Annotated in this window: 12 protein-coding genes and 1 pseudogene; 10 read left to right on the top strand and 3 right to left on the bottom strand. The window is 40.7% G+C overall.

Annotation, left to right across the window (positions count from 1 at the left end; all coding sequences use genetic code 11):
• Positions 1 to 485, top strand: a pseudogene (locus IM322_RS04255) (RNA-guided endonuclease TnpB family protein); the annotation flags it as partial.
• Positions 486 to 764: 279 nt separating this feature from the next.
• On the opposite strand, the gene IM322_RS04260 reads toward IM322_RS04255, so the two are convergent.
• Entirely contained in the window at positions 765 to 2,729 is a 1,965-nt protein-coding gene (locus tag IM322_RS04260) for an FAD-dependent monooxygenase family protein (protein ID WP_287672738.1), read from the bottom strand.
• Positions 2,730 to 3,375: 646 nt separating this feature from the next.
• Here IM322_RS04260 and IM322_RS04265 point away from each other — a divergent pair.
• The 3 genes from IM322_RS04265 to IM322_RS04275 all read left to right on the top strand — a co-directional run bounded on the left by IM322_RS04265 (position 3,376) and on the right by IM322_RS04275 (position 5,368).
• On the top strand, positions 3,376 to 3,618 hold the full coding sequence (locus IM322_RS04265; RefSeq protein WP_287672739.1) for a hypothetical protein: 243 nt from the start codon (positions 3,376 to 3,378) through the stop codon (positions 3,616 to 3,618).
• A gap of 7 nt (positions 3,619 to 3,625) precedes the next feature.
• Positions 3,626 to 4,441, top strand: coding sequence for an LmeA family phospholipid-binding protein (locus tag IM322_RS04270; RefSeq protein ID WP_287672740.1), 816 nt, complete (start codon positions 3,626 to 3,628; stop codon positions 4,439 to 4,441).
• A gap of 246 nt (positions 4,442 to 4,687) precedes the next feature.
• Positions 4,688 to 5,368: a GerMN domain-containing protein gene (locus IM322_RS04275; RefSeq protein ID WP_287672742.1), complete on the top strand. Its 681-nt coding sequence runs from the start codon at positions 4,688 to 4,690 to the stop codon at positions 5,366 to 5,368.
• 44 nt (positions 5,369 to 5,412) lie between these two features.
• On the opposite strand, the gene IM322_RS04280 is transcribed toward IM322_RS04275, so the two are convergent.
• Complete coding sequence (locus IM322_RS04280) at positions 5,413 to 6,474, bottom strand: mechanosensitive ion channel family protein (RefSeq protein ID WP_287672743.1); 1,062 nt, start codon at positions 6,472 to 6,474, stop codon at positions 5,413 to 5,415.
• Positions 6,475 to 6,502: 28 nt separating this feature from the next.
• Here IM322_RS04280 and IM322_RS04285 point away from each other — a divergent pair, with 28 nt between their 5' ends.
• The 4 genes from IM322_RS04285 (at position 6,503) to IM322_RS04300 (ending at position 13,707) form a co-directional block, all read left to right on the top strand.
• Entirely contained in the window at positions 6,503 to 6,994 is a 492-nt protein-coding gene (locus IM322_RS04285; RefSeq protein ID WP_502863171.1) for a c-type cytochrome, read from the top strand.
• Positions 6,995 to 7,198: 204 nt separating this feature from the next.
• The gene (locus tag IM322_RS04290) at positions 7,199 to 9,352 is read left to right on the top strand and encodes an O-linked N-acetylglucosamine transferase, SPINDLY family protein (protein WP_287672745.1); all 2,154 of its coding nucleotides are present in this window, start codon (positions 7,199 to 7,201) and stop codon (positions 9,350 to 9,352) included.
• A 17-nt stretch (positions 9,353 to 9,369) separates the two neighbouring features.
• Positions 9,370 to 11,529, top strand: a complete 2,160-nt coding sequence (locus IM322_RS04295; protein WP_287672747.1) for an O-linked N-acetylglucosamine transferase, SPINDLY family protein — start codon at positions 9,370 to 9,372, stop codon at positions 11,527 to 11,529.
• Between the two features lie 12 nt (positions 11,530 to 11,541).
• Positions 11,542 to 13,707, top strand: a complete 2,166-nt coding sequence (locus tag IM322_RS04300) for an O-linked N-acetylglucosamine transferase, SPINDLY family protein (protein ID WP_287672749.1) — start codon at positions 11,542 to 11,544, stop codon at positions 13,705 to 13,707.
• A gap of 5 nt (positions 13,708 to 13,712) precedes the next feature.
• Here IM322_RS04300 and pip read toward each other — a convergent pair whose 3' ends face one another.
• Positions 13,713 to 14,663 carry a prolyl aminopeptidase gene (pip, locus tag IM322_RS04305; protein ID WP_287672750.1) on the bottom strand — a complete coding sequence of 317 codons (951 nt, stop codon included), beginning with the start codon at positions 14,661 to 14,663 and terminating at the stop codon, positions 13,713 to 13,715.
• 224 nt (positions 14,664 to 14,887) lie between these two features.
• On the opposite strand from pip, the gene IM322_RS04310 reads away from it, so the two are divergent.
• On the top strand, positions 14,888 to 16,279 hold the full coding sequence (locus IM322_RS04310) for an NAD-dependent malic enzyme (RefSeq protein ID WP_287078599.1): 1,392 nt from the start codon (positions 14,888 to 14,890) through the stop codon (positions 16,277 to 16,279).
• A 31-nt stretch (positions 16,280 to 16,310) separates the two neighbouring features.
• Positions 16,311 to 17,045 carry a M15 family metallopeptidase gene (locus IM322_RS04315; protein WP_287078598.1) on the top strand — a complete coding sequence of 245 codons (735 nt, stop codon included), beginning with the start codon at positions 16,311 to 16,313 and terminating at the stop codon, positions 17,043 to 17,045.
• Positions 17,046 to 17,162 lie beyond the last annotated feature (117 nt).

The following is a 17,162-nucleotide window of genomic DNA, read 5'->3' on the forward strand; positions in this document are numbered from 1 at the left end:
AGATAAAGTAGCTAAAGTTCACTCTAAAATCTCAAGATGTCGTGAGGATTTTCTCAACAAGCTATCCCGTAAGATAGTTAACGAAAACCAAGTTATTGCGGTAGAAAATCTCAATGTTAAAGCCATGGTACGCAATCATAATTTAGCTAAGGCCATTAGTGATTGTAGTTGAGGAATGTTTTGTACAATGCTTAAATACAAGGCAGAATGGCAAGGAAAAACCTATATTGAAGTTGATAGGTTTTTCCCTAGTTCTAAGACTTGTCATGTCTGTCTAAATCAAGTGAGTAGTTTATCCCTTGATGTTAGAACATGGACTTGTGAGCATTGCAAAACAATCCATGACCGGGACATAAATGCGGCAATAAATATTCGAGATGAAAGCTTACGAATATTGTCGTTAGGAAAAGCGCGATACTGCCTATAGAGGGGATGTCAGACCAAAAGCTGGGTGTAAGTCCGTCTTGAGGAACCCTCCCCCGTGAAATAGGAAGCTCTCAACGACCTTGAGAGTAGTTCACATCAGCATCGCAGTTAGAACCTGTAGGTAAGCGCATTCTTTAACTTTTCCAACAGTTTCTTAACTCCACAAACAGTGAACTAATACTAAATCCGTTGAGTATAGGCTACTTATGAAGACAGGCAAAAGACACTCATGGAAAAGGCAAAAGTGGGAATAAATAATCAGTCTTTAATAACTGGATTTAGTATAAAAACTCAAATCTGATCCCCGATAGCTCTCTCGGAGTCTCGGAGTCTCCTACTTAATTTCTTAGGCCATAATTAAAACTCAATAACTTTAACCATAGGCGAGGATTGTCTTTTTCTAGCCAGCTTTGGGAGTTTTTTAACCATTGGGGAAACCAGGAACCAAAAAGCAGATTTTTGACTCCATCAAGGCTAAAATCGAGATAGGAACCCAACCAACGAATTAAATCCTGACTGCCAGCCATTTCTGCTATCCATAACAGTAAAGCGGGGTTTTTTCTGGCCGCTTTAATTGCTAAACGGCTAAAGGTCAACCAATCAGTTTTATCCTTAATAAAAGTTTCAGAAACCTCCGGCGGTTCGTCGGCCAATAAACCGAAAAATGTGTTTAACATGGCGTTAATTCTTTGGGGGGGTAAGGTTTTTCCCGTGGGAACCATCATTCCTTTAGAAAATAACCAAGTTACCGCCACATTACTTTGATAGGCACGCACATTTTCTAGGTCTTTAGCTGTTAGTAAATCGTGTTTCAATGCCGTATCCAAAAGATGGGTTAAGCGCTCTAAATTACGCACCAAAGAACCGAACCCAGTAAAAATTAACGGTGATTGCAGGGAGGCAGCATCACCGATGGCTAAAATGCGATCAAAGGAGACAATTCGATCTTTTTTCCCTGTGCTAAAATGCCCCGGTATATAACCAAAGGTTGGTTTTTTCCAAGTTAATTTTTCTGGATCACACTGTCGATATTCCGGCAAAATAGTAAAGAAATCTTCGTACATTTCCAACAGAGAACCGGGGTTATCGGGATGGACTTGATGATAGTGAAATAGATAAAAGGTTAATTCTTTTCCTTCCCCCGGAAATAATTCCCAAATTAATTGCCTACCTTTAGAAATATCGCCATGGGAATTTAAGACATCGCCATAGTGAGAATCCCACACCAGCGGCTCGAATCCTTCTACTACTGCCCCCACCGTCGGACAGACACTATCAAAGGCACGCACTCCGTTTAATTGCCAAGCGATGGCAGAGGCTGAACCCATAGCATCAATCAATAAACGGCCTTTTATCTGTTGAATTTCCCCGCTATGATTAAGGGTGACAGTAACACTATTGGCAGTAATATCAGCCTTGATAAATTCGGTTTGATCGAGAATTTTACCGCCATGATCATGTATTTTTTTAGCGCAGGATTGCAGCAATTTATCGGAATTAATGGCGATATTTAAAACCGTGGGAGTATGGAGAATTTCGGCTTTCAGATGGGGGGGATTATTGCCATCAAAAAACTTATTAAAGCCATCGATGTATTCTTGGAAGATTAATTCCTCGAATTCTTCGGCAGTAAATAGGCCTAAATTAATTAAACTTTGAAACTCCGATCGAGAGATATTCCATTCCCGATTCATCCGTCCGAAAGGTAGTCTTTCTACTAAGAGGACTCGATAACCTAATTTGGCCATCTGTGCGGCGTGAATTGCCCCCAAGGCACCACCAATATAAATTAAGTCATAGGCGATGGGATGATCATTTTCCTCGCTGCTAGAGAAAATTACCGGCCGCGGTTGTTGGGGATTTTTGGCACTGTCGCGCCAACGTTTTTCCCACCAATACAAACGTTCTAAATCCGCCTCCCCTTGCGGCATTTTGCGGAAGTAGTGAACCGTTAGGGGATAGTCCGCTTCTAAATCTGTAAAAATTGAGTGATTTTTTTGATCGATGTTTGGTATCGTGCTATAATGCGGCGGAAAACGCTTTTGTAAAGCTCGATCGAGCTGCCGAATCAGGGATGTTTCTCGGTCATGCGATCGCTCACCCCAGCGGAAAACTTTTAAATAAGTAGTCCGTTGCAGCGTCCAGACAAAGATCGACAATTCGATCGCCTCCGATAAGCGCAATCTCACCCCGTTAGGTGTATTTGTCTTGACACCGCTAGCGGGTTGCCAATCGGATTGTAACCACTGATAAACGGCGATCGAGTCGGGAGTCGGAATTTCTCTGTAAAGTATTTCTCTCATCTTGATTTAGCTATTACACCCAAAAATACCCAAAAGTACCAAGTCAAAAATGGTCTGATTACGCTAGACTACACAAAAAGTTTTCTGAAAAAAGTTTAAAAAACTTTACCTAAAATGTCGGCTTGAAGGAACTCTCGGTTTCACCTCGGAGATGAAAGGTTCCGCCAGCATAGAACAGCGAAGCACAGCTAAAAAGTAAGTGTCTAGTCTCAAGAGCAAAATCTCGAATAACTTCTTCTTTTAAGTATCTTGACCTACTCATGAAAACTAGCTACTGTATAAGTATAGCGGATAGGGTAATCGACCGCTCTAAAAGCCCAGTAGTCTAATGACTAACGCTGTACCTTGACAATCAAAGATCTGGGGTTCTACCTAATTGTTCTAGTTTCTACCTGTAGGTAGGTAAAATCTTGGCAGGAACTAGACAACACAGTATTTGAAGCTAATACTTCAATTCAAGCAAATTTTGTAGAAGTACAACTATCGTGGGGCGCACGAAAAGTAACGCTTGGGGAAAGAACCACCTCTGTTTTAGATAACGCAAGGAATCTAAAGTAAGTGGACTTGTTGAACCAAGAACCCCTCGCCTGAGCGCTTCGGGGAGCGTCAAAGACCTAGATTAATACACAGCCAGCCCCATCTGATTATGAATTATCCCATCCCGACTACCCCCGAAGAAATTGCCGCCCTCCGACAGCTTCCCGTCGATGAGGAGATGATCGCTGCCGTGATTGCGGGAATTATTAGAATGGCCCGCGCTCAGGGTCAATCTCTCGATGATCTGACTGAAGAAATTCTCGCAGAAGACCCGATTTTAGATCAAGTGCAACGACGTTGGTTAAGTCAGCTTTTGACTAATGCTTGGCAAAATTTAGCTGAATGGGTGTAATTGAGCGATGGAATGGCTAACAATCACTCTCGCTAGTGTTTTGACCCTGTTAACTCCGGCGGGGGCAATTATCGATACGGTTTTAGCCCATACCCTTCGCTCCCAAGTCCAAAAAGTGGAACAATTAGCCGTCAGGGTCGATAATACTCCCAATTATCAGGCTCTACAAGGCAAAATCGATCGAGTGCGCATTTCTGCAAGGGGAATTTATCCCCTTGCTGATGTTCGCATTGAGAAGATCGAGCTAGAAACTGAGCCAATTAGCCTCGATTTGCGGCTATTACAGCAAAAAAACGGCAGTTTAGCCGCCGCCTTGCGCCGACCGGCTGCGGGGGCATTGCATCTTGTCCTCACGGAAACTAATGTTAATCAAGCTTTACAATCGGCAGCGGTCAAAGAACAAATTCAGACCCTGATTAATAATCTGATTCCCTCTAGGGAAGAATCGAGTAGCACAAAATATCAACTTAGTCAAGCAAATTTTAACTTTCTTAATAATAATCGAGTCGCCCTCAGCCTGCAGCTAGAGACCCAAGGGCCGGACGGCCCCGCAGCCAGCCTCGATCTGAGCTTAGAAGTGGGATTTAAGCTAGTGCAGGGGCGAAAAATCGAGCTTATTGACCCCACAGCCACTCTTAATGGTCGTCGCATCTCCTCGCGCCTTCTCAAGGGGTTTGCCGAGGGTATATCCACCCAGTTAGATTTAAAAAACTTCGAGAAACAAGGAATTATCGCCCGCCTTCTCCAATTGCAGATCGACGATGATAAGCTGAGTATAGCCGCCTTTGGCAGAATTGAACCTCGATCGGGGAACCCCAATTAAATTTAATGGTCGGAAAAGAGGATATCGGAATTATGAATTATGAATTATGAATTATGAAGTGGGGTGGTGGGGAAGTGGGGAAGTGGGGAGACCACTTCGTGCGCGTTGCGGGGGGAGAATAAATGGGAATTATGAATTATGAATTATGAATTATGAAGTGGGGTGGTGGGGAAGTGGGGAAGTGGCGAGAATAAAAGAGTTCGACTGATAACTGATAACTGATAACTGATAACTGATAACTGAATTATGCCTAGTTCTCGCTCTAGCGATAAAATCTCTTTACCTTGGATAATTGGTATCGGCCTCGCTTTATTTACTGCTGGTGGGGCCACTGCTTGGTTTGCCGTCCATCACCTATCTTCCTCCCAGAAAAACAGCGAAAACCCGATTGAATCTCCTACTCCGGCGCCGATAAGTCAATCACCAATTGTTAAACCAGTTTCTCCCGGTCCAGTGGAGACAAGTCCGACAGCAACTCCTGCAGCTATTCCTGTTAGGGAAAATCGACAGGTTTATTGGTTAAAAGTGACTGATACGGGTAATCAATTAGTCACCCAAGAAATTACCGTTCAAAAAGCAGATAGCGACGACCGAGAGTTAACAGCAGTATTGCAAACCCTATTAGCCGGTCCAAGTAATCCTCCGGATATGACTACTATTCCCCCCGGGACTAAATTACTTGATTTAAAAGTAGATAAAACGGGAATTAAGATTAATCTCTCGCGCGAGTTTGGCACTGATGATGGCCCTGATATGTTGATCGGTCGTTTGGCACAAATCATCTATACTACTACCACTGGGGATCCCAATGCCAAAGTCTGGATTCAAGTGGAAGGAAAACCCCTAGAATTACTAGGAGAAGGCCACGGTATTGAAGTTGCCCAACCGATGACTCGTAAGTTTTTTGAGGAGAATTATCAATTGTAAGTTTTCCGCGCATTTCAATTGTTTGTTGAGATAGCGAATTGAGGTTAACTAGAGGGATTAGTGGGGGGATAGGGAAAAAAAATCGGATAGGGAATTTTAATTCCTTCTTGCTGATAGCGTCGGTGTAGGAGTTTAATAAATTCGTGTTTAATGGTGAGATGTTGAAAAAATTCTTCTTCTACCACCTTGAGATAAACCGTCAGCAGGATACTATAGTAATCGAATTTACGATAAAGGATCAAGGGTTGATAGTCACCGAGGTTAGGTTGCAATAACTGGGCGATTTCTTGCATGACTTCTAGGGTAACTTTTTCGACTTTTTCTAAGTCACTATCGTAACTAATGCCCACTTCCACGGGAACCAGTAGGGAGTGATCTGGTAAACTATAGTTACGGAAACTAGAAGAAATGATCTGAGCATTGGGAATAACCAAAAGATTATTGGTAATTTCTTCGACTACTGTGCATCTTAAATCCACATCTCGCACATAACCAGCTTCTCCTGTTCTCAGTTCTATATAATCTCCCGGTCTAACTTTTTTAGAAGTGATAATATTAATCCCCGACATTAAATTAGCTAGGGTATTTTGGAGAGCTAAACCGAGGGAGACACCCCCAATACCAAAGGCAGTAAGCATCGGAGTTATCGAAATGCCAATCGAGCTTAGAATAAGCAAAAAACCGCAGCTAAAAATCAGAACTTTGGCGAGAAATTCAAATAGGGAAGTTAGGGAAGAAATGCCATCATCTCCCGTGGTATAAACTCGTAATATTTCCACGGATAATTGAGCAACAACCCAAGTGGCCGAAGCTAAAAAAGCCACTAGCAGAAATTGTTTGCTCAGGAAAATGAGGGAGGGAAAGAGGGGAAGATTGGGAAGGGAGAGGGCAATATTTAAACCCAAAAGTCCGAACCAAAGTATGCTTAATCCACGCAGGGAACGTAAAACCCCTTCCGAGAAACGCAGGTTTTTTTCTCTGGCAATCGATAAAAGTTGACTGACAACGCGCTGTTCTACGAGCCATCCCAACAGCAGGAAACTGAGGATGATGGTGATAGGTAAGATAATATAGGGCCAATCTTCCAGTCTGGTTAATAGGTTCATTGCTAGAGGGTTAGAAAAAGATGCGCTTTTGTCTTATATTATTCCCCATTTCTCTATCTCTAGCAGCGGCGGTGGAATTTTGGGGCAAAAAGTTGCAAAATGTAAAGAGAAACTCATCTTTCCTTCGGCAGCTTGCGTGAATAGTCAGTTAGTTAAACCAAAATTCGGACTTTATCGATTCTTAATGGTTATAATCGTGGTTTTGTTCTTGATTAGCACCTATTTAATCACCTTTCATCTGGCTAAGATGTCAGATCCCTACATTAAAGAGGTGTTATCCCTACAAGGTAATGTCAGTCGCGGTTACGAAATCTTTCAGATTAACTGTGCTGCTTGTCACGGCCAGTTTGCTGATGGCATCGTCGGACCGAGTTTAGAGGACGTTTCCCATCGCAAATCGAGAATTAGTCTGATTGAACAGGTAATTAGCGGTAAAACCCCACCAATGCCCAAATTTCAGCCCGATTCTCAAGCTATGGCCGATTTATTGGTTTATTTAGAAAATCTTTCAAAAAACTGACTCTTGGCTGACATTGATGGTAAGCTAAGACCCATTGAAACTGGGTGGGGAATGGGGGAATGGGGGAATAGGGAATTTCAACTAAAACCCGAAAACCCTAAAACCCCAAAACCAAACCCCTGAGCGACTGATAAATTTTACTTATATAGAAAAATTTTGCTTCTATTTGGGTACGCTAGTAGAGACACTTAACGATAAATACTTATGTCTTGGCATTCCCAAGTTGAACCGGCAATTATCCAAGGAGATTTCTGGCAAGTTAGCCAGTTTTATCAAGAACTGATAGAAAGAGAACCCCTAGAAATTAGTCATTATTGGTATTTAGGATTAGCCTATCTTTTGGAAGCTAGGGAAGAAGAAGCACAAACTACTTGGTTATTCGTCCTCAGTCAAGGGGATGAACAGGAAATGACTGCGTGGACAGCAGATTTAGTCAATATTTTGCATGGGGAAGCGCAAAGACAAGTTAAGCTAAAAAATTGGCAATTAAGCTGGGTAATTCGTCAGCATATCTACCAGATAAATCCAGATAACCTAGAAAATTTATTATATTTAGTCCTGTTAGAAATTAAGCTAGAATATTTTTATCCCCAAAAACTTAAAGATTGGCAAATAGTGGATTTAATTAATTCAAACAAGTTAGAAACTTTCGATATAAATTTACTCTTACACACAATCTATAAACTTCTAGATTGGCCAGCGCAAGAAGTTCTGGATATTATCATAAACCTTTTAAAAATAGAGTCACAACAATCGGCAATATTGGAAATTATCGAACAACATATTGAAAAAATTTATTATACCGATAAAACTAATGCTGTTATTTTGACTCTTAGCTGTCTAGATATTATACCCGATCGCTTACTACTTTTGTACAAAATTCATCAATACTATATCGAGACTGGTAACTTTGATTTGGCCTTAGAAACTGCTAATAAAATCAAGAATTTATCCAATGATAAAGCTGCAAAACTGGATGGTATTTATCTGCTGCTATATACGGAACTTTTAGCAGGTAATTGGTTAAATATTGACAATAAAACCCAAGAATATTATCAAGCAATTCAAAATAATTTAGAGCGGTGTCAATGTCCAATGAGAAATCAAGCTGAGGTTATTTCTATCACTTCTCCCTTAGCTTATTTAAAAGATGACTTAGTAGGTAATCGCTGGTTAAGTAATCAGTTAGCCAAACTTTTTCAAGAGGCAGTTAGAAAAAAATTTAATCACGTTATTACCAAGTACAATAAACCTAAAGATGTCAATAAAAAGCTAAACATTGGCTATATTGCCCATACTTTACGGCGACATTCCGTCGGGTTTTTAAGTCGCTGGTTAATTCATTATCATCAACGAGACGACTTTAATATTCATCTCTACCTAGTCAATCAAGTCGAGGACGATATTACGGAACGATGGTTTAAAAATAAGGTGGATAAGTATGATAATTTACCTGCCAATCCCCAAATTATTGCCGAAAAAATTAATCAAGATAACATCGATATTTTAGTAGATTTAGATAGTATAACTCATGATGTCACCTGTGGAGTTATGGCACTTAAACCCGCACCAATTCAAATAACATGGTTAGGATTAGATGCCACAGGAATACCTGCTATTGATTACTTCCTTGTAGATAATCTAGTTCTAGAAAAAAATGCCCAAGAGTTTTATCAAGAGAAGCTTTGGCGCTTGCCTAACTGTTATCTTGCCGTGGATGGATTTGAAATCGGAACACCAACGCTAACCCGAGAGGATTTAAACATACCAGCAGACGCAATTACTTATTTAACTTTGCAAGTGGGATTAAAAAGAAATCCTGCCACAATTCGCTTACAAATGCAGATTATTAAAGCAGTACCTAACAGTTATTTATTAATCAAAGGTGCGGGAAGTGAAAAGCTTATCAAAGATTTATTTATCAGCATTGCTAAAGAGGAAGGAATCGATGAAAATAGATTGCGCTTTTTCTCAGGAGTTGCTAAGGAAGAAATTCATCGCGCTAATCTCCAAATTGCCGATGTGGTACTCGATACCTATCCCTATAGTGGTGCAACCACTACTCTAGAAACTCTTTGGATGGGTATTCCTGTAGTGACAAAAGTTGGACAACAATGGGCCAGTCGTAACAGTTATACTTTTATGACTTATGCGGGAATTAGCGAGGGTATTGCTTGGAGTGATGAGGAGTATATTCAGTGGGGAATAAAATTAGGAATGGATGAGGAATTAAGAAAAAAAATAGCCGTGCAATTGCAAGCTTCTCGTCAAACTTCCCCGATTTGGAATGCACGTCAGTTTACTAAAGATGTGGAAAGCGCCTATCGTCAAATGTGGCAAATCTATTGTGAAAGTTAATCAGGGAGAATTAAATCATGTCTTGGCAAAATGAAGTAAAAACCGCTTTAGAAAACAATCAATACGATATTGTTAGTCAGTTTTACGAAGAACTGATAGAAAGAGAACCCCTAGAAATTAGTTATTATTGGTATTTAGGATTAGCCTATCTTTTGCAGGCAAAAGAAGAAGAAGCACAAGCTACTTGGTTATTTGTTTTCACTCAAGTAGAAGAACAGGAAACTGATTCATGGCTGCTAGAATTAAGCAATATTTTAGCAGCCGAAGCTAACCGACAATTAGAGTTAGAAAATCTAGAAATCAGTTGGTTAATTCGTAAACATCTACAGGAAATTAATCCCAGTTATCTCGATAATTTACTGCATTTAACTCTCGTTGAAATTAAATTAAATAGATTTCATCCTCAACAACTGCAAGAATGGCAAATACTAGAATTAATTAATCAGGGTTCAGTTAACTCTCAATTATTGGAACGGGTAGTAATTGCCGTCATACCTTACGCTCATGAATATACCATAGAATTAGTTCGGTTAAGTTTACCCCATCTTGGCAATTCTCTAGAATTACTTAATCACGTCATCACTGTTGCTGGACGCTTTGCTTTTGAGAAATATCAACCTATTTATTCCGTTGACTTAGCGGAAGCTTTTCTTCCCCTTTATCCCGAAAGTTTGTACTTAGAAGTTAATTTATTTTGGTTTTATATCTCTTTACCTGACCATGAAAAAGCCATCAATTTAGTCAATAAGTTGAAAGAGAAAAGTCAAACGATTGATTTAAAAATGTTTAGTCAATCGCTCCTCTTTAGTGGTTCTTTACGAGCCTCAAAATGGAATGACATTCCTAGTATTTGTCAAGAGTATAAACACTTAATTAAAGAATTTATAGAAAAAAAGCCCCAAGATATACATCCCTTAGTTCGGGGAGCTTTACTAACAGTTATGAACCCGATTTCTTACTATGAAGATAACCCGAAAGAGAATCGACCGCTCTTAAGTCAGATTGGCAGTTTTTTCCAAGAAACCTACAAAGCAATGCTGGGTTTTCAGGAGGAAAGTTTTGACAAACCTAGAGAAGATAATGCCAATAAAAAACTGAAAATTGGTTACATTGCCCAAAACTTAAAACGTCATCCCGTCGGTTTATTGAGTCGTTGGACTATTAATTATCACAATCGTGAGCAGTTTGATATTCACCTTTATATGGTGAGTCAACCTGTGGATGAAATAACTAAACAATGGTTTTCTAATCCCGCAGATAAAATCTATCATGCTACTGCTGACTCCCTAGCAACCTATCGCAAAATCAAAGAAGATAACATCGATATTCTTGTGGATTTAGATAGTGGCACTGGGGCAATCGTTGCCAAAGTTATTGCCTTAAAACCTGCTCCTATTCAAGTTAACTGGTTAGGTTTTGATGGTTCCGGTTTACCCGCAGTAGATTATCTTTTAGCGGATGCTTATGTACTACCAGAAAATGCCCAAGAATATTATCAAGAAAAAATCTGGCGTTTACCTGACGCTTTTGTCGCTGTGGATGGTTTTGAAATAGCCGTTCCTACCCTGCGAAGAGAAGATTTAGGTATTAATAATGATGCGGTTATTTACCTAAGTTCTCAAACGGCAATTAAGCGTAATCCTGCGATGATTCGCTTACAAATGCAAATCCTCAAATCCGTAGCTAATAGTTATTTCCTGGTTCAAGGAGTTGCTGATGATAATTCCCTCCTGGATTTATTCTGTCAAATTGCCGCAGAAGTTGGGGTAGAAACTAATCGAATTAAGATGCTTCCTCTCTATCAGACGGAAACCTACAGGGCAAATTTAGCCATCGCTGATGTGGTTTTGGACACCTATCCCTTTAATGGTGGTACAACCACCTTAGAAACCCTCTGGATGGGAATTCCTCTCGTGGTTAAAGTGGGGCAACAATGGTCATCACGCAACGGTTATACTTTAATGATGAATGCGGGAATAACTGAGGGTATATCTTGGAGTGATGAGGAATATGTGCAGTGGGGAATTAAGTTAGGATTGGATAAAAATTTAAGAGAAGAAGTCCGTTGGAAACTCCGAAAGTCTCGTCATACATCTCCCCTCTGGAATGCCAAACAATTTACCAGAGATTTAGAAACTGCTTATCGGCAAATGTGGAATATTTATTGTCAATCTTAGAGGATAAAAACTATGCAATGGCACCAAGACATACAAACCCATTTAAACGACAACAATTATCAACTGGTATTGCAGTTTTATGAACAATTAACTGAAAACAATTCTCCTGTAATTGAGGATTATTTTTATCTAGGATTAGCCTATCTTTTACAAGATAGAGAAGAAGACGCACAAGCTACTTGGTTACTGGTGTTGAGTCAAGCAGCCGAATCAGAATTATCGGGGTGGATAGAAACTTTAACTCAAATCCTAGATGCAGAGGCAACCAGACAAGAAAATTCCCAAAGACTAGAGACAAGTTATCTAATTCGATGGCAGCTACAAAATCTTAATCCTAGTTGTTTAAATAATCTCCTGCATCTGATGGAATTGGAAATACAATTCCAATATTTTGCGATGGAAAAGTGCAGTGATTGGTGTGTATTTGAACTGTTAGAGAATACAGCTACAGCAGCAATTAATCTTGATTTACTGCTGCGAGTGACAGAAAAAGTTTTAATCTACCCCTGTACTGATACCATCCACTTTTTAGAATTAGCAGCCTTACATATCAATAATCCAGAAATAATTGCAGCCAAAGTTATCTCAGCAATTGTCAATTATGGTTATCAACAAAAACAAAGTGTATTTGCTATTAATTTAGTAGAACTTTGTTTGCGCTTTTTACCAGAGGATTTATACCTAAAAAATAGTTTGTTTAATCTTTATAAAACCAACATTGTTGATTATAAAAAAGCTCTAGAAATTGCCGATAATTTTTATAAAAATTGCCAAACAAATACTGAAAAGCTGTTCGGAATTTCTCTAGTGATTGGTATTTTACAAGCTAAGGGAGACTGGGGAAATTTACCTAAATTTATCGATGAATTAACACAACTAATCGAGCGACAAATTAATGCCGAACAATTTAATGCACGTCCCTTTATTATCGACTCTATTTTAGGAGTTACTAGCTGTCTTCCCTACTATCAAGATAATCCGAAAATTAATCGCTATTTACAAAGTAAACTAGCAGAAATTTTTCAAGCAGATGTAAGAACCCGCTATAACTATATTGCTCCTGTTTCTTCTCCAAAATCTCCAGCAAGAAAAATAAAAATTGGTTATATTGCCTATACTCTCCGTCGTCATTCTGTGGGTTGGTTAAGTCGCTGGTTATTTCACTATCATAATCGAGATAAATTTGAAATTTACACCTATTGTGTCAACCAAGCAGCGGACGAAATTACTGAAAAATGGTTTAAAAATAACTCAGATTATAGCTATAACTTGCCGGCAAAAATTGAACAAATAACTGCCCAAATTCGTCAAGACAAATTAGATATTTTAGTGGATCTTGATAGCTTAACCAATAATACAACTTATCTAGTAATGGCTTTAAAACCAGCACCGATACAGGTAACTTGGTTAGGATTAGATGCGTCGGGAATTCCTGCGATTGATTATTTTATTGCCGATAACTACGTTTTACCCGAAAATGCTGAAGAAATTTATTCAGAAAAAATCATCCGACTTCCTAGCTCTTATTTATCCGTGGATGGTTTTGAAGTGGGTGTTCCCACTAGGAGAAGAACAGATTTAAATATTCCCGATGATGCTATTATTTATATGACCGTGCAATCGGGATTAAAACGCACCTTAAACATGATTTGTCTGCAATTGCAGATTCTCCAACAGGTTCCTAATAGCTATCTTTTAATCAAAGGTTTTGCCGATAAAGAAACCATTCGAGAATTATTTCTCAAAAGTGCCGACGAATTGGGAATTAGTCAAGATAGATTAAGATTTTTGCCCAATGATTTCAATGAAGAAACCCATCGCGCTAATCTAGGAATTGCCGATATAGTTCTCGATACCTATCCCTATAATGGTGCTACCACAACCCTAGAAACCCTCTGGATGGGGATTCCTTTAGTCACTAGGGTTGGTGAACAATTTGCGGCCCGCAATAGCTATACTTTTATGAAAAATGCCGGCATTAGTCAGGGTATAGCTTGGAGTGATGAAGAATATGTGCAGTGGGGAATTAAGTTAGGATTAGATGAAAATTTAAGGGAAGAAATCAGTTATCAATTACGTCAATCTCGTCATACATCTCCCCTCTGGAATGGAAAAAAATTTACGATAGATATGGAAAAAGCCTATGAACAAATTTGGCAAAATCATCACGATGATTAGGTGATTTATAAGTTAACAAATTTATCGGTAGCCTCAATTAAAGCACTACGAATTCCCACTTCTGTCATCGAATGTCCCGCATCAGGAACAATGATCAATTCCGCTTCCGGCCAAGCTTGATGTAATTCCCAAGCAGAAATCATCGGACAAACAATATCATAACGTCCTTGCACGATAACCGCGGGAATATGGCGGATTTTATCAACATTTTTGATCAGTTGGTTATCCGTCTCTAAAAAACCCTTATTGACAAAATAATGGCATTCAATGCGTGCAAAAGCTTCAGCAAAATTATCTTGACCGAATCTCTCGATTAAATTGTCCGCGGGAATTAATTTGCTGGTACTTCCCTCCCAAATTGACCAAGCTTTGGCAGCTTCTAGACGGATTTGGGGGTTATCGCTAGTCAGTCGACGATAATAAGCTGTTAGCAAATCCCCCCTTTCTTCCGGGGGAATAGGTGCTAAATAATTCTGCCAAATATCGGGAAAAATATAACTGGTTCCCTCTTGATAAAACCATTTTAATTCTTTTTCCCGCAGTAGAAATATCCCGCGCAAAATTAAGCCTAAACAGCGTTCGGGATGGGTTTGACTGTAGGCTAAAGATAGGGTGCTTCCCCAACTACCGCCAAAAACTACCCAGCGATCGATTTTTAATAATTCTCGTAGTTTTTCGATATCTGCCACTAATAGCCAAGTGTTATTTTCTCTTAACTCAGCGTGAGGGGTACTTTTACCGCAACCCCGTTGATCGAACAGGACAATTCTCCATTTCTGCGGATCGAAATACTGACGATAAATCCTTTCAATACCACCCCCAGGCCCGCCATGGAGAAATACTACCGGTTTACCCTGGGGATTGCCCACTTCTTCATAATAAATTGTGTGTAGATCCGATACTTTTAAGTAACCAGTACAATAGGGATCGATCGCTGGATATAATTCTCTAGTCATATTTACAGCCTTTCTCATCAAGATGAAGTCTAACCTAATTTGCCATCTCCCCATCTCCCCACACCCCTATACCTTTTAAACAGCAGATCTAGTTTGACTCCCTGTGGTCCCACTGGTGTTAGGCCCAGAGAGACCCTAATAGCTAAAGAAACTGCACGATTAGATACCAAAGTCCTTCACAGATAGAAGATAATCAATATTTATCAGTATTGGAAGCCTTCAGCATGGTTCATTTAACGCCCAATCCTAGCTATAGTTTAAGTCTCAAGATAGAAATCCCCAATCAAGCGGGAACCTTCGCTTCTGTCCTCAATGCGATCGCCGATGTCGGGGGTAATTTAGGGCAAATTTCTCTGATCGAACGCAATTTAAAGATTAGCACCCGCGAGATTATGGTTGATGCCGCTAGTACCGACCAAGCGGAACAGATTATCGCCGCGGTTAAAGCTCTACCGGATGTTAAACTTCTTAAAGTTTCCGATCGCACCTTCGACCTCCATCGTCGGGGTAAAATCTCCATTGAAAGTCGTATTCCCCTCACCTCCCAAGATGACCTGGCCATGGCCTACACCCCCGGAGTTGGTCGCATCTGCACCGCTATTGCCCACCAACCCGAACAAGTGTACTCATTGACGATCAAGGGTAACACCGTCGCTGTTGTCACCGATGGTAGCGCCGTATTAGGATTGGGAAATCTCGGGCCAGAGGCTGCCTTGCCGGTAATGGAAGGGAAAGCGATGTTATTCAAGGAATTCGCCGGAATTGATGCTTTTCCCATCTGTTTAGCCACCCAAGACCCCGAAGAAATCATCGAAACCGTCAAAAGAATCGCTCCGGTTTTTGGGGGTATTAACCTAGAGGATATCGGCGCTCCACGCTGTTTTGAAATCGAGAAACGTCTGCGAGCGGAATTAAATATTCCCGTTTTCCACGATGATCAACACGGTACAGCGATCGTTTCCCTGGCTGCCCTGATTAATGCCCTCAAATTGGTCAAAAAATCGCTTGATACAGTCAAAATCGTCATTAATGGTGCGGGTGCGGCGGGAATCGCCATCGCTACTCTCTTTAAAACCGCAGGAGCTACAGATATAACCCTCTGTGATTCCCATGGCATCCTCTCCCAAAACCGGGACGATTTAACCCCAGAAAAACAAGCTTGGGCCGTGGCTGCCAGTGGGAAGCTAGGGGATGCTCTTAAAGGCGCTGATGTCTTCTTGGGGGTGAGCGCACCGGGGGTATTGACTCCCGAAATGGTCAAGGGAATGGCTAAAGATGCGATCGTGTTTGCCATGGCTAATCCGATTCCCGAAATTCAACCGGAATTAATCAATGATTTGGTGGCAGTGGTGGCTACCGGACGCAGCGATTATCCCAATCAGATTAATAATGTTCTCGCTTTCCCCGGATTATTTCGCGGGGCCCTGGATTGTCGCGCTAGGGCAATCACCGATAATATGTATCTGGAAGCGGCCAAAGCGATCGCTTCTTTGATCACTCCTGCTAATCTCGATCGAGAGAATATTATTCCCTCGGTTTTTGATAGTCGTGTAGTTACGGCTGTGGCCGCCGCCGTTCAACACGCTGCTCGTCAAGATGGAGTGGCCGGGGAATAATGTAATTATCTTGGAGGAGGGTAAGTAAACCGTGAAACCGATCGATGATATTCCCGAAGCTTTACGGGACAGCCAGTACAGACAAACTACTAATTCTCTGGGGATATTTGCGATCGCAAGCGGTTTACTCGCTCTGCTGGGAACTGGGATAATTGCCATAGTAGTCTTGAATCGTCCCTCTGCTTCCCTAAAAAAACCAGTTATTAACCCCTCACCCGTCATTAAAGCCACTCCTAGCCCCATTGAGAACATTCTAGGTCATTTACCCTACCAAGAGGCTCCAGAGACGGAATTAGCCCCTATTACTGGGGATGGTGCTATGCGTTTAAGGAAACCGGCAGCCAAGGCTTTTATCCAGATGCAGAGTGACGCAAGAAGGTCGGGGGTGATTTTAATGCCAATTTCGGCTTTTCGATCGAAAGCAACCCAAGAAAAGCTCTTTTTTGAAGTGAAAAAACAACGCAATCAGCCAACCCGCAAACGAGCAGAAGTGAGCGCACCTCCGGGTTACAGTGAACATCATACCGGTTATGCGATCGATATTGGCGATAGTAGCGCTCCCGCAACGAATTTAAGTACCAGTTTTGCTAATACTGCCGCTTTTCGTTGGTTGCAAAATAACGCTGCTCAGTATAGTTTCGAGTTATCTTTCCCCGAAAACAATCCCCAGGGTATCAATTATGAGCCTTGGCACTGGCGTTTTGTCGGGGATAGTGACAGTTTAGAAACTTTTTATAAAGCTCAACAATTAGGCAAACAGAAATAAACGTAGGGTGCGTTAGGCAATCCATTGTTTTTAGGGAAAAAATCAAGGTCTAAATATTGCCGTAACGCACAAACTTTTTAGAAAAACTTTTTATAAAGCCCAACAATTAGGCAAACA

Origin of the sequence: Microcystis sp. M109S1 (assembly GCF_020247025.1) — a bacterium.
Classification (GTDB): Bacteria; Cyanobacteriota; Cyanobacteriia; order Cyanobacteriales; family Microcystaceae; genus Microcystis.

Excerpts from the sequence above, each read along its gene's own strand:
- IM322_RS04260 (WP_287672738.1), bottom strand. The coding sequence starts at position 2,729 with ATGAGAGAAATACTTTACAGAGAAATTCCGACTCCCGACTCGATCGCC.
- IM322_RS04265 (WP_287672739.1), top strand. The coding sequence starts at position 3,376 with ATGAATTATCCCATCCCGACTACCCCCGAAGAAATTGCCGCCCTCCGA.
- IM322_RS04270 (WP_287672740.1), top strand. The coding sequence starts at position 3,626 with ATGGAATGGCTAACAATCACTCTCGCTAGTGTTTTGACCCTGTTAACT.
- IM322_RS04275 (WP_287672742.1), top strand. The coding sequence starts at position 4,688 with ATGCCTAGTTCTCGCTCTAGCGATAAAATCTCTTTACCTTGGATAATT.
- IM322_RS04280 (WP_287672743.1), bottom strand. The coding sequence starts at position 6,474 with ATGAACCTATTAACCAGACTGGAAGATTGGCCCTATATTATCTTACCT.
- IM322_RS04290 (WP_287672745.1), top strand. The coding sequence starts at position 7,199 with ATGTCTTGGCATTCCCAAGTTGAACCGGCAATTATCCAAGGAGATTTC.
- IM322_RS04295 (WP_287672747.1), top strand. The coding sequence starts at position 9,370 with ATGTCTTGGCAAAATGAAGTAAAAACCGCTTTAGAAAACAATCAATAC.
- IM322_RS04300 (WP_287672749.1), top strand. The coding sequence starts at position 11,542 with ATGCAATGGCACCAAGACATACAAACCCATTTAAACGACAACAATTAT.
- pip (WP_287672750.1), bottom strand. The coding sequence starts at position 14,663 with ATGACTAGAGAATTATATCCAGCGATCGATCCCTATTGTACTGGTTAC.
- IM322_RS04310 (WP_287078599.1), top strand. The coding sequence starts at position 14,888 with ATGGTTCATTTAACGCCCAATCCTAGCTATAGTTTAAGTCTCAAGATA.